The organism is Acetobacter sp. DsW_063 (assembly GCF_002153745.1).
In the GTDB taxonomy this organism is placed as follows: Bacteria; Pseudomonadota; Alphaproteobacteria; order Acetobacterales; family Acetobacteraceae; genus Acetobacter.
The window spans coordinates 246179-262392 of sequence record NZ_JOPL01000005.1; the positions used below are offsets into that span (position 1 = coordinate 246179).

The window sequence follows — 16214 nt, forward strand, 5'->3', positions numbered from 1 at the left end:
TTGCTTGCAGAGGTAAGCCTGTTTACGACAGTGACTCTGCCATTGCGTTCACATGGTTGTGTCCGCACTGCCTACAATCATAACGTGCGAGCCCCGAGAAGTTGCCGGAGCAACTGGACGGACTTTTCTCTCGGGGGCTCCTGGCGGAGAGATCGTATTTCGTTCTGTCAGCCGCCTGCGTCGCAGGATTTCGCTCTGGTCACAAGCTTGTTTTTCTCAGATTTTTGCTGCGACTTCGGTAGTGGGGTGTTCCCGCAGAGAAGGCCAACGCCGTGCGACATACCAGTAGAGTGGCGTGGTGATCAGCAGGCCAACGCACCAGGACAGATCGACGCCATGGAACAGCTTCGCCATGGGGCCGATATACATTCCATTGGCGAGGAACGGGACTTGCACGAGAATCCCGACAAAATAGCAGAAAAAAGCGGGCTTGTTGTAATGGCCATAGCGCCCGCCATCGGGTTCGAAGAATGACGCGACGTCATAATCTCCCCGGTGGATCAGGTAGTAATCCGTCAGGTTGATGGAGGTCCACGGCACCATGACCGACATCAGAAGCTCGAGAAATTCGCTGTACGTTGAAAGAAAGCTCTTGGCCATGAAGAGGGCCATTGCGAGAGAGATCAGAAGGAGGATTAATGTGGTCGCCATGCGTGACCGGCTGGCGTGGCGCAGGTTGGGCGTGAAGGTTTGCACCACAGTGATGGTCGACAACGTGCCGCAGTAAATGTTCATCGCATTGGCGACGGAAATACCAAGGGAAAGAAGAACCAGAATCGGCACTGCGGCATGTCCGAGTTGAAGCCCGAGCGTCGATACGACCGAAGCTCCATGCGCGATGACGCCGATCATGGCTCCGACAGTCATGACCAGCAGAGATCCAAGAACGCAGCCCGAGAAACTTGCGATGAAAGCCTCACGTTCGCCTTTTGCGTCGGGCGGCAGATAGCGCGAGTAATCTGAGACATAGGGCGCGTAAGCGATCTGCCACAGCGCCGCGGTCGATATGGTTCCCAGAACTCCGCGTGTGCTCACCACGCCATCCTGTGCGCTGGCGATGACGTCCCAGCCACTTATGCCGATGGCGAACAGGCAGTAGAGAACCGCGAGCCCACAAAACAGGCTCATCAGTTTCGCCGAAACGTGAATCATACGGTAGCCGAACACGACCGGCAGCAGTGTCGCGATCGCGATGATCAATATGCCGCCCATGCGTCCGACGCCGGGCAGGATGAACTCCAGCCCTTCGCCCCCGAGGACGAGATTCGACGCTGCGAAGCCGATATACATGAGGACGATCAGGACCGTGATTGGCGCTGCGCCGATGGAGCCGAACTGACCACGGGTCTGCACCATCTGCGGCACGCCAAGGCGAGGCCCCTGCGCGGCATGGAGCGCCATGAACACGCCGCCGATCAGACTTCCGACCACCATGGAAACCAGCGCCGGAAGCAGCGGCAGCGCGTAGACTGTGGTGGCGAGCGCTCCTGTGACCAGTGTAAGCATCATCATGTTCGAGCCGAACCAGATGGTGAACAGGTCGCGAGGATGACCGTGCCGCTTGTCGAGAGGGATCGGATAGATCGTTTCCGCCTCGATCGCGGTCACCGTATCGGTCATCTGGCCTCCTTGGGGCGAACGGGCGCGGTGCATAACGCCCAAAATCGTATCGTAACCGGAAGGGGATCCGGCGCAGACAATATTCTGCCTATGCGTGAGTTAGGCTGAAATTGCGTGGCGCCCATTGTTCAGGCGCCGCAGGATCCATACCAACATGAAACGGATTGACAGGAAAAGACCTTGCTTCTACTGACTTGTCTATACAATTAAACTCTCATCTACTCAGCAATGAGGTCGCCCGATGACTGAGCCTCGCTTCTCCACACTCCCCCAGACTGCACCGGAAGACGGCGGCTCTGGCCGTACAGCCAACGACCGCGTGATTCGCGCGGATACAGGACCGACGCGCACGGCGAAGTCGTGGCAGACGGAAGCGGCGCTGCGCATGCTGATGAACAATCTCGATCCGGACGTGGCCGAAAAGCCGTCAGAGCTGGTTGTGTATGGTGGCATAGGCCGCGCGGCGCGCAACTGGTCGTGCTACGACAAGATCGTGGAAAGCCTGACGGCGCTTGAGGACGACCAGACGTTGCTGGTGCAGTCCGGCAAGCCGGTCGGCGTTTTCCGCACCCATGCGGACGCGCCGCGCGTGCTGATCGCCAACTCCAACATCGTCCCGCATTGGGCGAACTGGGACAAGTTCAACGAACTCGATCGGCTTGGCCTCATGATGTACGGCCAGATGACGGCGGGCTCCTGGATCTATATCGGCAGTCAGGGGATCGTTCAGGGCACATATGAAACTTTCGTTGAGATGGGCCGCCAGTATTACGGCGGAGATCTGACAGGACGGTGGATTCTTACCGGCGGTCTTGGCGGTATGAGCGGCGCTCAGCCGTTGGCGGCAGTCATGGCGGGCGCTTCCATGCTTGCGGTGGAGTGCGAGCCTTCGCGCATCGAAAAACGTCTACAGACGGGATATCTGGACCGTCGCGTCGACACGCTTGATGAAGCGCTGGAGATCATCGACGCGGCCTGCAAGAGTGGCAAGGCAGTGTCGGTCGGTCTGCTGGGCAATGCGGCCGAAGTCTTCCCGGAACTGGTGCGACGTGGCGTCCGCCCTGATGGCGTGACTGACCAGACCTCGGCCCATGATCCGCTGAACGGCTATCTGCCGGCCGGGTGGACGCTCGACCATGCCGCCAAGATGCGCGTGACGAACCCTGCCGAGGTTGAGAAAGTGGCGAAGGAGTCCATGAAGCTGCAGGTCGAGGCGATGGTGGCGTTCCACAAGATGGGCGTGCCGACCTTCGATTACGGAAACAATATCCGCCAGATGGCCTTGGAGGTCGGTTGCGAGGACGCCTTTGCATTCCCGGGTTTCGTGCCGGCGTATATCCGCCCGCTGTTCTGCAGGGGCGTCGGCCCGTTCCGCTGGGCCGCGCTGTCCGGCGACCCTGAGGATATCTACAAAACTGACGCCAAGGTGAAGGAACTGCTTCCCGACGACAGGCACTTGCACAACTGGCTCGACATGGCGCGGGAGAAGATCCAGTTTCAGGGTCTGCCGTCGCGAATTTGCTGGGTTGGGCTTGGAGACCGTCATCGTCTGGGCCTCGCCTTCAACGAAATGGTCGCCAGCGGTGAACTCAAGGGGCCAATCGTGATTGGGCGCGACCATCTGGACAGCGGCTCCGTCGCCAGCCCCAACCGTGAGACGGAAGCGATGCGCGATGGTTCGGACGCTGTGTCCGACTGGCCGCTGCTTAATGCACTGTTGAACACGGCGTCGGGCGCGACGTGGGTTTCCCTGCACCATGGCGGTGGCGTCGGGATGGGTTTCTCGCAACACTCCGGCATGGTCATCGTCGCCGATGGCACGCCGGACGCTGCGCGCAGGTTGGAACGTGTGCTGTGGAACGATCCGGCGACGGGCGTCATGCGCCACGCCGACGCGGGTTACGACATCGCCGTCGAGTGCGCTCGGGAAAAAGGCCTTGATTTGCCGATGGTCGCTCCGAATAAGGCTGTCTGAACTATGGAAAAAACCTCTCTGACGCTTGTTCCGGGATGCTTGTCCCTGAATGATATTCGCGCATTTCTGCAAAATCCTGCGCATGTCGTGCTGGCGGATGACGTCGCCGAGACGCTTGCCGAAGCCGCCCGTTCGGTGGACCGCATCGTCGCCCGGGGCGAGCCTGTTTACGGCGTCAACACAGGATTTGGAAAACTCGCGAAAACGCGCATTGCCGACGTTGATCTCAGCGCGCTGCAACGCAATCTTGTGCTGAGTCATGCGGCGGGCATCGGCGCGCCCATGGCCGATGACGCCGTGCGACTGATCATGCTTTTGAAGGCGAACGGTCTGGCACGCGGTTTTTCCGGCGTCAGGCCGGAGGTCGTGTCGCTGTTGCTGGATATGCTCAATGCGGGCGTCCTGCCTGTCATTCCCGAGAAAGGCTCGGTCGGGGCGTCAGGCGACCTCGCTCCGCTTGCGCATATGTCGGCTGTGATGATCGGAGAAGGGCATGCGACGCTGAATGGCCGGGTGCTTCCGGGTGCGCAGGCTCTGGCGGAAGCTGGTCTGACGCCCGTGGAGCTGGGACCGAAGGAGGGCCTAGCGCTTCTGAACGGCACGCAGGCCTCGACGGCGCTGGCGCTGGTCGGACTGTTCGCGGCCGAGACGTTGCTCCAGAGCGCTCTGGTCATCGGCGCCATGACGCTGGACGCGGCGCGCGGCACTGACGCGCCGTTCGACCCGCGCCTGCACGAATTGCGAGGGCAACGCGGGCAGATCGAATGCGCGGCAGTTTACCGCGCGTTGTTGTCCGGTTCCGCGATCCGCGCGTCCCACATTGAAGATGACGAACGGGTACAGGATCCATACTGCCTGCGGTGTCAGCCGCAGGTTATGGGCGCGTGCCTCGACAGCCTGCGTCACGCAGCTTCGGTTCTGTTGATCGAGGCCAATGCGGTTTCTGATAATCCGCTGCACTTTGCTGACACTGATGAAATGATCTCCGGCGGCAATTTTCATGCTGAACCCGTGGCCCTCGTCGCGGATTCTTTGGCCGTAGCGATCGCGGAGATCGGCGCATTGGCGGAGAGACGGCTGGCGCTGCTGGTCGATGCGCAGATGAGCGGGCTTCCTCCATTCCTCGTGAAAGAGAGCGGTCTGAACTCTGGCTTCATGATCGCGCAGGTTACTGCGGCTGCTCTGGCTTCGGAAAACAAGACCTTGGCGCATCCGGCCAGCGTGGACAGTCTGCCGACGTCGGCCAATCAGGAAGATCACGTAAGCATGGCGACGTTTGCGGCGCGCCGTCTGGGCGATATGGCCGATAACGTGCGCGTCATTCTCGCTATCGAATATCTTGCAAGCGCCCAGGGAATCGATTTCCTTGCGCCGCTTGCGTCGTCTGAACCGCTGGTTCGCGCTGTGGCTACGTTGCGGACGTCGGTGTCTTTCTATGAAAAGGATCGGCTGTTCACGCCAGATATCGAAGCGGCAGTCGCTTTGCTTGGTCAGCGGGCATTGCCGAAGGCGGTTGCGGGCGTTGCGTTGCCGACTGTCGATATGGCGGGCTAAAAGGGGATTACGGTTTTCGGGCGCATTTCAGTGCTTTGAAAAGTCCCCGAAATTGGTGATGTCCGTGAGATTACAGCCCGGCGTTATGCCGGGCTTTCGCTATGCAGCGTTGGCTCGGTAAGTCGCCCGCACGACGTGAGAGTTCATGAACATACTGCGTGTGCCGCTTTCGCTGACGAACGACAGTCATTCGCAGCCCTTTCGGTCAGGCAGCATATAAACCGCGGGCGGGCGTGGCGGACGAGGGGGCTTATTTTCCGTTTGACGTTCTCTGGTCGGAATGAGAAATTCCGTGCATTGTAATGCGCCATGTCCACGCCATTCACTCCGCCGATGCCATCGTTACCGCCTGATTCCATCAGTGGTTTTGGCATTCTGACCCGATTGCGCCGCAACGGTTTCTCGGCGTTCCCGGAGCGTTGTTTCCATGAGCCGGTGGTGTCATTGCGCGTTCCTGGAAAGTCGCTGGTGCTGGCCTCTGGCCCTGAGGCGATGAAGGCCCTTTTCATCGGGCAGGCTACGACGTTTCGGCGCTTGCGGGTGGGACGACGTGTGCTTGGTCCGATTGTCGGCGATGGCATTCTGGTTAGTGAAGGTGTTGTCTGGCGTGAGCGTCGCAAGGCCATGGCTCCGGCGTTCACACCACGGGCGGTCGCCGCGCTGACGCCGCATATCGCGTCATCTTCCGAAAAGGCCTTGCAAACACTGCGTGACGACAGCGTAGTTGACGTCTTTGCGTTCATGCAGGCTCTCGCATTGGATATTGCTGCAGTCACTATGTTTTCCATGGCGAGTGAGAGGTTCAATACCTCCCTTCGTGAGATGGTGACGTCCTTCATGACGGGAATTGGTCGCCCCCGTCCGGCCGATTTTCTTTTACCGCTGTCGGCGCCGACGTTCACCGACTGGCGCCGTGCGCGTTTCCGTAAGAGGTGGGTTCGGTTGGTCGAAGCCATTATCGCGGATCGACCACCTGCCGCAGTGGCCGGAAAACCACGAGATCTTTTTGATCTTCTGGTCGCGGCGGTCAGCGTTAACGGTGCTCCGCACGGGCCGGAAGTCATCGACGAGGTCGGGACGATGATTGTCGCAGGGCATGAAACGACCACGACCGCGCTGTTTTGGTCCGTATGGCTTCTGGCCCACGCTGATCATTGGCAGAATATGGCGGCGGATGAGGTCCTCAACGTTGATCTCTCTCCTAACAACGCCGCCGCAAATCTGGAGAATCTCCCTGTAGTAACGGCTATTGTGCGCGAAGCCTTGCGGCTGTTCCCTCCTGCTTTCATGACCGGAAGGGAAGCGGTGGAAGACACGGAACTGTGCGGACAAGCAGTCAAGCGCGGCGCAATGGTGCTTACGCCGTTCTGGATGCTGCATCGCTCTCCGGCGCTCTGGTCGCAGCCGAACGCATTCGACCCGGAGCGTTTTCTGCGTGGCCCCGAACCGGACAAATTCGCGTATCTACCATTTGGCGTTGGGCCGCATGTTTGTATCGGGGCGCAATTGGCCATGGCCGAAGCGGTCTTCGTCCTGGCGCGCCTGCTGCAGCGTTATCATGTGGCAGTCTGCGACGACCGCCCTGTCCTGCCTGTAGGCGTGCTTTCGACGCGCCCCTCGCGAGCGCCCGCGTTCAGGCTGACGCGACGACGTGTGAGCCGATAGAATCCTCATGAAAAACCGGAAATCAGAAAGACAGGTCATGGAATTCTCTGGTGTCGACGATATGCGGCGTTTAGCTAACCGCCGCCTTCCCAGACTTTTTCGCGATTATGTCGATGGCGGTTCATTTCAGGAGAAGACGCTGGAGGCTAACCGGGCGGCGTTTGGCCGTTGGACCATAACGCCCCGATGCCTGAGCGATGTTTCGCGCGTGGATCTTGAAACGGGTTGCCTTGGAGAACGTTGGGGCGCGCCATTTATGCTGGCCCCTCTGGGATTTGGCGGCATGATGTGGCCGGGCGGGGAGAGCTTTGCTGCTTCGGCCGCGGCGAGGGTCGGCATCCCGATGGGCGTGTCGACATTCTCCATAGCGTCCATAGAAGAGTTATCTCGCACAAATGATGCGAAGCTTTATTCGCAGATCTACGTTTTCCGGGACCGGGGTCTGACGCAGGATATGTTGGCGCGGGCGAAAGCATGCGGCGTCAGGACGATCATCCTTACCGTCGACACGCCGATCACCCCGTTGCGCCGCCGGGACGCACGCAACGGGTTCCGACGCCTGACGCGCCCGTCGCCTGCACTGTTGGCGTCCATGGCGTTGCATCCACGTTGGAGCCTTGGGATGGCGCGTGGCGGAAAGCCCAGGATTGGCAATCTTGAGCCTTACGATATGGGCGCGACCTTGCTGGAGCAGGCGGGGAATGCGGCGGGACAGATTGACCCGACGCTGACCTGGCGTGATCTCGACTGGCTGCGTGCGGAGTGGGCGGGGAAGCTGGTTGTGAAGGGTGTGATGGAAAGCGACGACGCGCGCGCCTGCATGTCGGCGGGCGCAGATGGTGTAGTCGTGTCCAATCATGGCGGCAGGCAGATGGATCCCGCGCCAGCCACCCTCGACGTCCTGCAGGATGTCGTCGAGGCCGTGGCGGGCAGGGGAGACGTCATTCTCGATAGCGGCGTCCGGTGCGGTGGCGATGTCGTCACTGCTCTGGCGCTGGGCGCGACATCTGTTGCAATCGGGCGGCCATGGGCCTGGGGGCTCGCCGCAGGTGGTCATGCAGGAGTCGTGGCGACCCTTGAAGGTCTCGCGAAGGAAATCTGCGACGTTATGGCTTTGGCCGGATTGACCTCGATTGCGGCTTTGCGGGATCGAGGGGCAGCGATATTGCGAGCGCGAGCGAACTGAAGCGCCATCCGGTCACGAAGGTTCGTGGATAAGGCCCTCGTCACGCATGAGGACGCCATGCCACAGATCGAGCCCCTCCCTCAGTGGGGATTGGTTGGGACCCGTCCGTAATGTGGGGGTAAGGTTTCGCGAGGGGGGGCTTTCGCGTGACTGAGCTTCTGAAGTCCGCTGTGTGGCGTTCCCGAAGAATGTTCAATTCTTGAAAATATTATTGATACTAGGGATATTCCAATCTCTGAACGTCGATGGTGCATTGTTTGCACCCAGAGGCAATATCAGCGCCGACTTCGGATATTCGAAAATACATTGATGCACGCACGAGAAGTTCATCTCTACGTGCATCACGGTGACGCCTTACGCCGGATGAGGCGTCTGGGGCGCCGGCTTATGTGGCCAAAACCGCAACCCCTGCAGCGCCAGGTTGGCGATTGCAGGCAGCAGGCGCGGCTGCATCAGATCCGGATCAAACGTGGCCATTCGGCGGGCATTTTCGCGATAACAATCCTCGACAAAGCTGCGGAACGCGAAGCCTTCCAGGAACACAGCGGTCTGCGTCACGGCGAAATCATGCCCGTCATTGGCGTCCTGTCCGCGCCGCACCATCCCGAGCAGCCGCTGCGCCGCTCGCGAGTAGAACTTCAAAGACTTGATGGTCCGCCGTATTCGGCCAAGGCCGCGCTGCCGCTCTCGCCAGGCCATATAGTTGACAAAGAATACGATGTGTCGCGTTTCTTCGAACATCAGCAGATCGAAGATCTCGAACAGGCCCTGTGGCAGAAACTCCGACTGGCGGGCAGTCTTGAAGGCGCCGAAGCCCAAAAACGCGTCAAGGCATTCTCCGAATCCGAAATCGATGAATGCGGTCTCAAGATCGGCGGGAAATTTTTCGATTGGTTGTTCCGTGGCGTTGATCCCGTAGCGATCAATCATCGTGCGGATCAGGCGAGCATGGCGGGTCTCTTCGAGCCCTTGCATCTCAACCGCATCCCGCACCAGTTGGTCGCGCACGAAGGGAGCGAACGCGTCGACGATCGCTCCCGCCCGGCGTTCGGTGTGATACACCTCCTGCCAGAACGGAATGCTGCGCAAGCGGGTCAGGTCGCGCTCGTTCAACTCCGGCCAGGGCAGAGTTTCCGGGTCGAACGACTGGTGTGTGGCGATGAACTGTTCACAGAACAGGCGTTTATGTGCGTCTGAGCCCGCCTTGATGCTCATGCGGGAACGACAACGCCGTCTGCTTCCGCCTTCGGCCTGCGACCTGCGAGTCGAAGCGCCCACAGACCCGCCTTGGCGAGGTTCGGCGCCAGTTTGGGCCGCAGGAGCCTGCGATCATATCCTGAAAAACGCTTGTCGTTTTCCTTGAGGCACAGGGCCATGAAGTCAGCCAGCGTCAGATCCTGACTGGTCATTTCCTGTGCGCCGGTCACCGTGAAGTTGTTGTCCTGCGTGTGCTCCTTCCCGTCGCTGTCAACCGAACGAGCGAGGCCGATGCGTTCGTAGACAAGGAAGAACCATACAGCGAGCACCTTCAGTTCGAACCACGGACGGCGCCACGCCGGACCGGTGGCGCGATACCACGCCAGCCAGTTCGCAAAGAGCAGGATATGACGACACTCTTCCTGCATAACCGGTTCGAACGTCTCGATCAGCTCTGCGGGAAAAAAGCCTGACGTCTGCGCGACCTTGAACAGCCCGAAAGCGAAGAAGCTGTCGACGCACTCGGAGAACCCGGTGACGAGATACGCCCATTCAGGATCGCTCGGCTCGATATAGGGCGGCTCCGGCGCCATTTCGATGCCATACGCCTCGACCAGCTTGCTGAGGACTTCCTTGTGCCGGTTCTCTTCCCACGCGTTGCGCGAGATCGCGTCCTTCATGTCAGGATCGTCGATCATGCTGGCGTAGGCGGCCATACGGAGGCGGGCCTTGCCTTCGGTTTGCACGGCGATGTCCCAGATCGGCAGCGACGTGACGCGCTTCAAAGTCTCCGGATCGAGCTTTGGCCAGTTGATTACCGAAGGCTTGTAGGGATTGAACGTGTCGCGGAACATCTGCGCGACAGCCTGCTTGTGTTCCTGAGAACCCGGTTTCAGTGGTCCCGGGACCGCCGAACTCCAGTGACGCGCGCGGTAATCCGCTTCCTGCACCGCAGCTTCGTTGGGCGGGGGCGGCAGATCGTCAAGATTGTCAGGGAGACGGCTGTAGATATCAGAAAGAGCATTCATGTCGCAGGCGCTCGGTATAGGCCCGCAAATCCGGGCGAAGGCCGATGGACTGCGAGCGATTGCAGGGCCATTCCGCGCGATACGCTCGCGCGGAATGAGCGTGCGTTAGTGGAGCTCGGAGAGCTTGGAAATGACCTTGGTCACGAGACCGTAGGAAATCGCCTCTTCGGCGGACATCCAGTAGTTCCGGTCCGTGTCTTTGCAGATCTTCTCATAAGACTGCCCGGTCTCGCGGGCGAAGAGGCGGTTCAGACGCTCGCGCATCTTCACGATCTCACGCGCTTCGATGTCGATGTCCGTCGCCGGGCCGCGCACGCCGCCCATCGGCTGGTGCAGCAGGAAGCGGGTGTTCGGCAGGCAGAAACGGCGATCCTTGTGGCCGGCGGCGAAGATCAGGGCGCCAGCGGACGCGACCCAGCCCGTGCCGATGATGTTCACCGGGGCGATCGAATCGACGAAACGAATCATGTCGTGAATCGTATCGCCGCTTTCGACATGGCCGCCGGGCGAGTTGACGTACACGTCGATCGGCTTGTCCGAGGCTCCGGCCAGCGCCAGCAGGCGTCCGGTGACGTCACGGGCGATCTTGTCGTTGATCCCGCCGAAGATCAGCACCTTGCGCTGATCAAACAGACGGCTCTCCAACTCGTTGATCGGTGACGATAGCGTCTTGTTGTCGTCCGGCTCCTTGACGTCCGGCCCCTGCGGCTCAGGGATGTCGGGCCCGTCCGGATCCTCATCGAATTGTGTGCGAGCAAGCCGCAGATCGTGGTCGTTCTTCATGGAGCCCATAGCGGAGGCCTCCTCTGAATGGAGATGCGAAGTCATGGCTACATCCTGCGCCGCTGCGCGTCCGCTGCCAAGAGGGGGCGGAGAGAGCAGGCGTTCGAAGCAGATGGGGGCGTTCCTTGATGATTGCGAGCCCCGTAAGCGGCTTAGCGGGCCTCTGCTCGAAAGCCGAGAGGGAATCGTTCGGCGTCGCCTCGCCAGAAACGATGGAACGGGCTAGACTGATCAGCAAATGAGGCTTCTTTCGCTCCGTCAGTTTATGCTCGTTTCGCCGCCCGCCGATATTGTCGGGCAGAGCGGGATTGCGCCGTCCACGCCAGCCGTCGGGCAGCCTTCACCTTTCTCGCGCATGGCGGCGAAAATTGCCGCAAGCTCGGTCTTCATGGCCGCGCTGGCCGGATGCCAACACCGGGACGTCGTCGATTCGACGCTGGAGTGGTATCAGCAGCATCAGGGCGGCGCGATCGCTCTGCAACGCCCGCCGCCGCCGGGGCAGGCTGCGCCGTATCCCAAGGTTGGATTGACGCCAACGTCCGGGCCGGATCTTCCGTCGCCCGCCCTCCGGCAGTCGCTTACCCAGCAACTTGTGCAGGCGCGTAATCTCAACCAGCGTACGGTCGCGCAGAATGGCTCGCTGACGCCGGTCATTCCTCCTCCGCCAGGTCAGTCGGCGGCGAAAACGTCTGGAACGAAGACGGATACAGGCGCCGCACAAGCAACAGGCAAGGCGACTGGAGCCGCTCCCGCCAAAGCGTCGCCGGGCGTGCCTGACGGGTCGTTGGGAGCCACTTTAGATGCTGCTGAGGCGCCGTCGTCGCCTCAGATATCAACGGCTGCGCCCTCAGCGTCTTCGTCTCAGGTTTCTGCATCCAAACCGGTGACTTCTCCAAAAGCAGAAACTGCGTCCGCCAAAACGTCGGAAGACGAGGCCGAAATCGCTATGCCCGAATTTCGGGAGCCGAAGGCGTCGGCTCAGGTCGGGCCTGTCGTATTGCCGGAAATTCCCAATGCCCCTCCAGCTCCCGCTGAATTTCCGGGGTTCGAAACGCCCGCCGATTCGAAGCTGGCGGACATCAAACGCCCTGATTACGACCTGTCGGATCCGGACGGGGTGCTGATCAGATTTCAGCCCGGTTCGGACCAACTCGCGACCGGGCAGGAGCCTGCGCTGAACAAATTGGTCGCCACGCGCGGGGGCACCACGCTCTTTGTGCGTGGCGCCGGCGATACGGTGTCCGTGGCTCCCGAAGATCAGGCGCGCGCTGTTGAGCTGGGATTGCTGCGCGCCCGAACGCTTGCTGATATTCTTGTCAAAAGAGGCGTACCAGGCTCTGCAGTCCGTATTTCAGGATCGGCGTTTGGAGCCGATGCCCATGTGAGCAAAAACGGCTGACGATTTTTCGATTGTAGAATGGCGTGGGGCGTCCCTGCTCCCGCTGCAGGTATGATTTGCGGTGTGTGCGATTATTGGGCAGCAGGCGTGAAGCCGCCATTTACGCCGCCCAGCGCATAGCCCGCCGTCGTGCAGGTCGAATGAGGGCTCTTTTTCGCGTCTACGCGCTTCAGGCTACTTGTTTGGAATGGGATTTTTTCAGTCAGCTGGTGTCCCTGCCCAAGCGGCGGCTTAACTCGACGCCGTCATCCGTTTCTACGAACTCGACTCACCGACGGGTTCGCATAGTCGTTCCTATAAACTGAACAGTGCCCACCGAACCGAGGTGGACACTATACTGAGGCGTCATGCGCCGCGTCTCTCGCCCATTCAAGTTTTCCGCTTGAATGGGCCGCATCTCAACGACGCTTGCGTGAAGACGGGCCTGCGGGACGATCACTGCGTCCTTTGCCGCCGCCGCCTTTGTATGCGGGCTTCTTGCCGGGCGAACGGCCACGAGCCGGAGGCGCTTCGTTGTCGGATGGCGCCTGAGCTGGTTCGATCTTGATCTCGTCATCGTCAGTCGCCGATGCGCATGACGCGAAGCGCTCAGCCTTGTCCGACGCGATTTCGACAAGCGTATATGTCGGCGCGATACGGATTGCGCCGATGTCCGGCTTCGTCACGCCGCCGAGGCGGCAAAGGAGCGGCACGAGCCATTTCGGGTCGGCGCGATCGGCGCGTCCCACGGACAGGCGGAACCATGAGCCCGATCCGTCGCGCTGCTCGGCGCGTCGGCGCGTCGGAGGACCGTCCGCATTGTCGCGTCGGGCGGCGGCGGGGGCGCGTTCGCGCGGGGATGGGGCGCCTGGCGCGATGGCGCGAATGCGCGCGGCTTCCGGCAGGCGGGAGTTCCACAATCCGATAAGGGCTGCGGCCAGTTGCTCAGGCGTCCGCTCGGTGACCAGCCGTTCGATAAGAGCGATCTGATCAGAGGGCGGTTTGCTGACGAGGACCGGATCGGCGAGCAGGCGCTCGACGTCGGCGGCGCGGATCGCGTCGGGGGTCGGCGCGGCGCTCCACGTGACCTCGACACCCGCCGCCTGAAACAAGCGATCGGCCTGACGTCTGCGCGCGGGCGTGGTGACCAGCACGCAAACGCCCTTGCGGCCGGCGCGACCCGTACGGCCGGAGCGGTGCAACAAGGTCGCTGGATTGCTGGGGAGGCTGGCGTGGATCACGAGGCCGAGGGTCGGCACGTCGATGCCGCGCGCGGCGACGTCGGTCGCGACGCAGACCTGCGCCTGCCCGTTGCGCAGACTTTCGATCGCGCGGCTGCGTTCGTTCTGGCCGAGTTCGCCGGAGATGGCGACCGAGGCGAAGCCGTGCTGGAGCAGGGCCGACTGCATCTGCCGCACGCCTTCACGGGTATGGCAGAAAACCATTGCGCAGGGGCTGCCAACCAGACGCAGGACGTTGATGATTGCGCCCGTCGTGTCGGTCTGGTCGGCCAGAACGGCGCGGTATTCGATATCTGAATGAGGAGCGTTGTCGCCAATCGTGTCGATCCGCAACGCGTCGCGCTGGTAACGCTTGGCCAGGCGGGCGATTTCGCGGGCGATGGTTGCGGAGAACAGGAAGCTGCGCTTCGTCTCCGGGCTCGCCTGCAACAGGGTCTCAAGCTCTTCGCGGAAGCCGAGATCGAGCATCTCGTCAGCCTCGTCGAGAACGACGACGCGCAAAGCCGAAAGGTTCAGGTTGCCGCGCGCCAGATGATCGCAAAGGCGGCCGGGGGTGCCGACGACGATCTGACAACCGGCGGCCAATGCGCTTGCCTCACGCCGAGGCTCCATGCCGCCGACGCAGGAGACGATGCGGGCGCCCGTCTGGGCGTAAAGCCAGGTCAGTTCGTTTTTGACCTGAAGCGCCAGTTCGCGCGTCGGCGCCACGACCAGAACAGCAGGCGTCGCAGCGTGAATGGCGCGTCCTTCGTCGTTGAGCAGTTCTTCCGCCATGGCGAGGCCGAAGGCGACGGTCTTGCCTGAACCGGTGCGCGCAGAGACGAGAAGATCGCGTCCGCGCGCCTCCGGCGCGAGCACGGCGGCCTGAACGGCGGTCGGCTCTTCATAGCCGCGTTCGGCGAGCGCGCGGGCGAGGGGGGCGGCGGAGTCCGGAAAAGGCATGACGGTAAAGGTTTCCTGAGCGGGATCGGATGGTGGGAATAAAGACTATCGCCGACGAACGCCAGCATTCACGACGTATGACGCTGCGGCCTGCCGGTAGTGCGCAGGCGCGCGGACGACGGCGTTCCTGACGATGGAGCGGTCGATTGTGGGAGCCGGTGGCGGTTTGAACCGCCGACAAAGACGAAACGCCGTGTCGGGTGACGTCACCGGAACGCTGGGGTTTAGCCCTCGTGCCGTGAATGTTCAAGTCATAGCTGCGTCGGATCGGGAGCCAGTCGTGCATTTGCGGTTCTGGTGTCGCCAGATTCCGCGTCGGTGCGTCGTCGTTGACGAAGGTCAAGTGCTCTTCCACTCCCCGGTAAGTGACGAGTTTCTGCGGCTTGGAGCTAAGGGTTTTCTGGTCAGCCTTATGTGGCCGGAAACTGGATTCGTTTCTCAGGCTCGCATATGTGGGATGACCTCAGCGCGGTGCTGACGCGGCGAAACAGCGCCGCCCGGAGCCTCTCAACGCGACACAGCTCCGTAATTTTGCGCCATATCGCCGATTAAAGGATGTCTGGACCGTGTGGTTCAGCGGCGAAGCTGGTGGTCATCGCTGCAACGGCTCAGTCCATGCCCGCTTGAAAATCCGCGTGAGGCAATCCTCGCAACCCGCAGGAGGATGCCTTATAAGGCCCGCATGCGCGCCGCTTTTCACAAGATGCATGGACTGGGGAACGATTTCGTCGTGGTTGACGAACGTGACCGATCGCTCGATCTGACGCCGCGGCGCATCGCCGCGCTGATGGACCGCAAACGCGGCATAGGGGCCGATCAGTTCGTGACGCTGTCCCGTCCTGACATTCAAGCGGAAGGCGGGAACACGGACGTGCATGTGCGTTTCTTCAACCCGGACGGCGGCGAGGCCGGTGCGTGCGGCAATGCCTCGCGTTGCGTCGCGGCGCTTCTGGCGCGCGAGAGCGACGCCCGATCGTTCACGTTGCGCACGCAGGCCGGTTTGCTGGCCGCTCGGGTGCTTGACGCGGGCGAGCGGGGCGAGGCGTATGTGACGGTCGATATGGGTCGCCCGAAGCTGGACTGGCGCGACGTGCCGTTGGCTCATGAAGCGGATACGCTCCGGCTGCCGCTGGCGGGAGAGCCTGCAGCGCTGTCGATGGGCAACCCGCATGCGACGTTCTTCGTCGACGATATCGCCGCGTCCTCCGCAGGGCCTGAGATCGAGATCCACGAGTTGTTCTCGCAACGCGTCAACGCGGGTTTCGCCCGCATCGACGCGCCGGATCGCATGCGCTTGCGGGTGTGGGAGCGCGGCGCCGGATTTACGTTGGCCTGCGGCTCAGGCGCGTGTGCTGCGGTGGTTAACGCGGCGCGACGCGGCCTTGGGGAGCGTCGCATGACGGTTGAGGCCGACGGTGGCGAATTGCTTATCGAGTGGGCGGACGACGATCATGTGCTGATGACCGGTCCGGCCGCCTTCGCCTTCGATGGCGTCGTCGATCTTGAGGCGTTCCCCCGATGAGCGCGCCTGAGCATTTGATGGAACGTCCAGCGGCGTCTTCGCCGGAACTCTCATCGGAATCCTCGCTGGAATCCGTCCCGGCTTTCGCGCCGGACTCCGCGCCCGGAGTTGCATCCGAATTTA

12 protein-coding genes are annotated in these 16214 nt (G+C 61.6%); 7 read left to right on the forward strand and 5 right to left on the reverse strand.

The window, feature by feature from the left end:
- Positions 1 to 216 precede the first annotated feature (216 nt).
- Positions 217 to 1620 carry a cytosine permease gene (locus HK28_RS01215; protein WP_086642774.1) on the reverse strand — a complete coding sequence of 468 codons (1404 nt, stop codon included), beginning with the start codon at positions 1618 to 1620 and terminating at the stop codon, positions 217 to 219.
- Positions 1621 to 1861: 241 nt separating this feature from the next.
- Here HK28_RS01215 and hutU point away from each other — a divergent pair, with 241 nt between their 5' ends.
- The 4 genes from hutU (at position 1862) to HK28_RS01235 (ending at position 8000) form a co-directional block, all read left to right on the forward strand.
- The gene (gene hutU / locus HK28_RS01220; protein WP_086642775.1) at positions 1862 to 3595 is read left to right on the forward strand and encodes a urocanate hydratase; all 1734 of its coding nucleotides are present in this window, start codon (positions 1862 to 1864) and stop codon (positions 3593 to 3595) included.
- Between the two features lie 3 nt (positions 3596 to 3598).
- Positions 3599 to 5149 (forward strand): histidine ammonia-lyase, encoded by a 1551-nt coding sequence (hutH, locus tag HK28_RS01225; protein WP_086642776.1) that lies wholly within the window; start codon positions 3599 to 3601, stop codon positions 5147 to 5149.
- Between the two features lie 309 nt (positions 5150 to 5458).
- On the forward strand, positions 5459 to 6814 hold the full coding sequence (locus HK28_RS01230; RefSeq protein WP_086642777.1) for a cytochrome P450: 1356 nt from the start codon (positions 5459 to 5461) through the stop codon (positions 6812 to 6814).
- A 37-nt stretch (positions 6815 to 6851) separates the two neighbouring features.
- Positions 6852 to 8000 (forward strand): alpha-hydroxy acid oxidase, encoded by a 1149-nt coding sequence (locus tag HK28_RS01235; RefSeq protein ID WP_086642778.1) that lies wholly within the window; start codon positions 6852 to 6854, stop codon positions 7998 to 8000.
- A gap of 354 nt (positions 8001 to 8354) precedes the next feature.
- On the opposite strand, the gene HK28_RS01240 is transcribed toward HK28_RS01235, so the two are convergent.
- The 3 genes from HK28_RS01240 to HK28_RS01250 all read right to left on the reverse strand — a co-directional run bounded on the left by HK28_RS01240 (position 8355) and on the right by HK28_RS01250 (position 11017).
- On the reverse strand, positions 8355 to 9215 hold the full coding sequence (locus tag HK28_RS01240) for a hypothetical protein (RefSeq protein ID WP_086642779.1): 861 nt from the start codon (positions 9213 to 9215) through the stop codon (positions 8355 to 8357).
- Positions 9212 to 10225 (reverse strand): ferritin-like domain-containing protein, encoded by a 1014-nt coding sequence (locus HK28_RS01245; protein WP_086642780.1) that lies wholly within the window; start codon positions 10223 to 10225, stop codon positions 9212 to 9214. The genes HK28_RS01240 and HK28_RS01245 overlap by 4 nt, the downstream gene beginning before the upstream one ends.
- A 105-nt stretch (positions 10226 to 10330) precedes the next feature.
- Positions 10331 to 11017, reverse strand: a complete 687-nt coding sequence (locus tag HK28_RS01250) for an ATP-dependent Clp protease proteolytic subunit (protein ID WP_086642821.1) — start codon at positions 11015 to 11017, stop codon at positions 10331 to 10333.
- A 34-nt stretch (positions 11018 to 11051) separates the two neighbouring features.
- Between HK28_RS01250 and HK28_RS13640 the strand changes: the two genes are divergently transcribed.
- Both HK28_RS13640 and HK28_RS01255 read left to right on the forward strand, forming a co-directional pair.
- Positions 11052 to 11234, forward strand: a complete 183-nt coding sequence (locus HK28_RS13640) for a hypothetical protein (RefSeq protein WP_143217271.1) — start codon at positions 11052 to 11054, stop codon at positions 11232 to 11234.
- 12 nt (positions 11235 to 11246) lie between these two features.
- Positions 11247 to 12407, forward strand: a complete 1161-nt coding sequence (locus tag HK28_RS01255; protein WP_086642781.1) for an OmpA family protein — start codon at positions 11247 to 11249, stop codon at positions 12405 to 12407.
- A 398-nt stretch (positions 12408 to 12805) separates the two neighbouring features.
- On the opposite strand, the gene HK28_RS01260 is transcribed toward HK28_RS01255, so the two are convergent.
- Positions 12806 to 14569 carry a DEAD/DEAH box helicase gene (locus tag HK28_RS01260; RefSeq protein WP_086642782.1) on the reverse strand — a complete coding sequence of 588 codons (1764 nt, stop codon included), beginning with the start codon at positions 14567 to 14569 and terminating at the stop codon, positions 12806 to 12808.
- A 682-nt stretch (positions 14570 to 15251) separates the two neighbouring features.
- Between HK28_RS01260 and dapF the strand changes: the two genes are divergently transcribed.
- Complete coding sequence (dapF, locus tag HK28_RS01265; RefSeq protein ID WP_086642822.1) at positions 15252 to 16091, forward strand: diaminopimelate epimerase; 840 nt, start codon at positions 15252 to 15254, stop codon at positions 16089 to 16091.
- Positions 16092 to 16214: the final 123 nt, after the last annotated feature.

Coding starts and splice junctions, on each gene's coding strand:
- HK28_RS01240 (WP_086642779.1), bottom strand. CDS start 9,215: ATGAGCATCAAGGCGGGCTCAGACGCACATAAACGCCTGTTCTGTGAA.
- HK28_RS01255 (WP_086642781.1), top strand. CDS start 11,247: ATGAGGCTTCTTTCGCTCCGTCAGTTTATGCTCGTTTCGCCGCCCGCC.
- HK28_RS13640 (WP_143217271.1), top strand. CDS start 11,052: ATGGCTACATCCTGCGCCGCTGCGCGTCCGCTGCCAAGAGGGGGCGGA.
- hutH (WP_086642776.1), top strand. CDS start 3,599: ATGGAAAAAACCTCTCTGACGCTTGTTCCGGGATGCTTGTCCCTGAAT.
- HK28_RS01215 (WP_086642774.1), bottom strand. CDS start 1,620: ATGACCGATACGGTGACCGCGATCGAGGCGGAAACGATCTATCCGATC.
- HK28_RS01260 (WP_086642782.1), bottom strand. CDS start 14,569: ATGCCTTTTCCGGACTCCGCCGCCCCCCTCGCCCGCGCGCTCGCCGAA.
- HK28_RS01245 (WP_086642780.1), bottom strand. CDS start 10,225: ATGAATGCTCTTTCTGATATCTACAGCCGTCTCCCTGACAATCTTGAC.
- hutU (WP_086642775.1), top strand. CDS start 1,862: ATGACTGAGCCTCGCTTCTCCACACTCCCCCAGACTGCACCGGAAGAC.
- HK28_RS01235 (WP_086642778.1), top strand. CDS start 6,852: ATGGAATTCTCTGGTGTCGACGATATGCGGCGTTTAGCTAACCGCCGC.
- HK28_RS01250 (WP_086642821.1), bottom strand. CDS start 11,017: ATGGGCTCCATGAAGAACGACCACGATCTGCGGCTTGCTCGCACACAA.
- HK28_RS01230 (WP_086642777.1), top strand. CDS start 5,459: ATGTCCACGCCATTCACTCCGCCGATGCCATCGTTACCGCCTGATTCC.
- dapF (WP_086642822.1), top strand. CDS start 15,252: ATGCGCGCCGCTTTTCACAAGATGCATGGACTGGGGAACGATTTCGTC.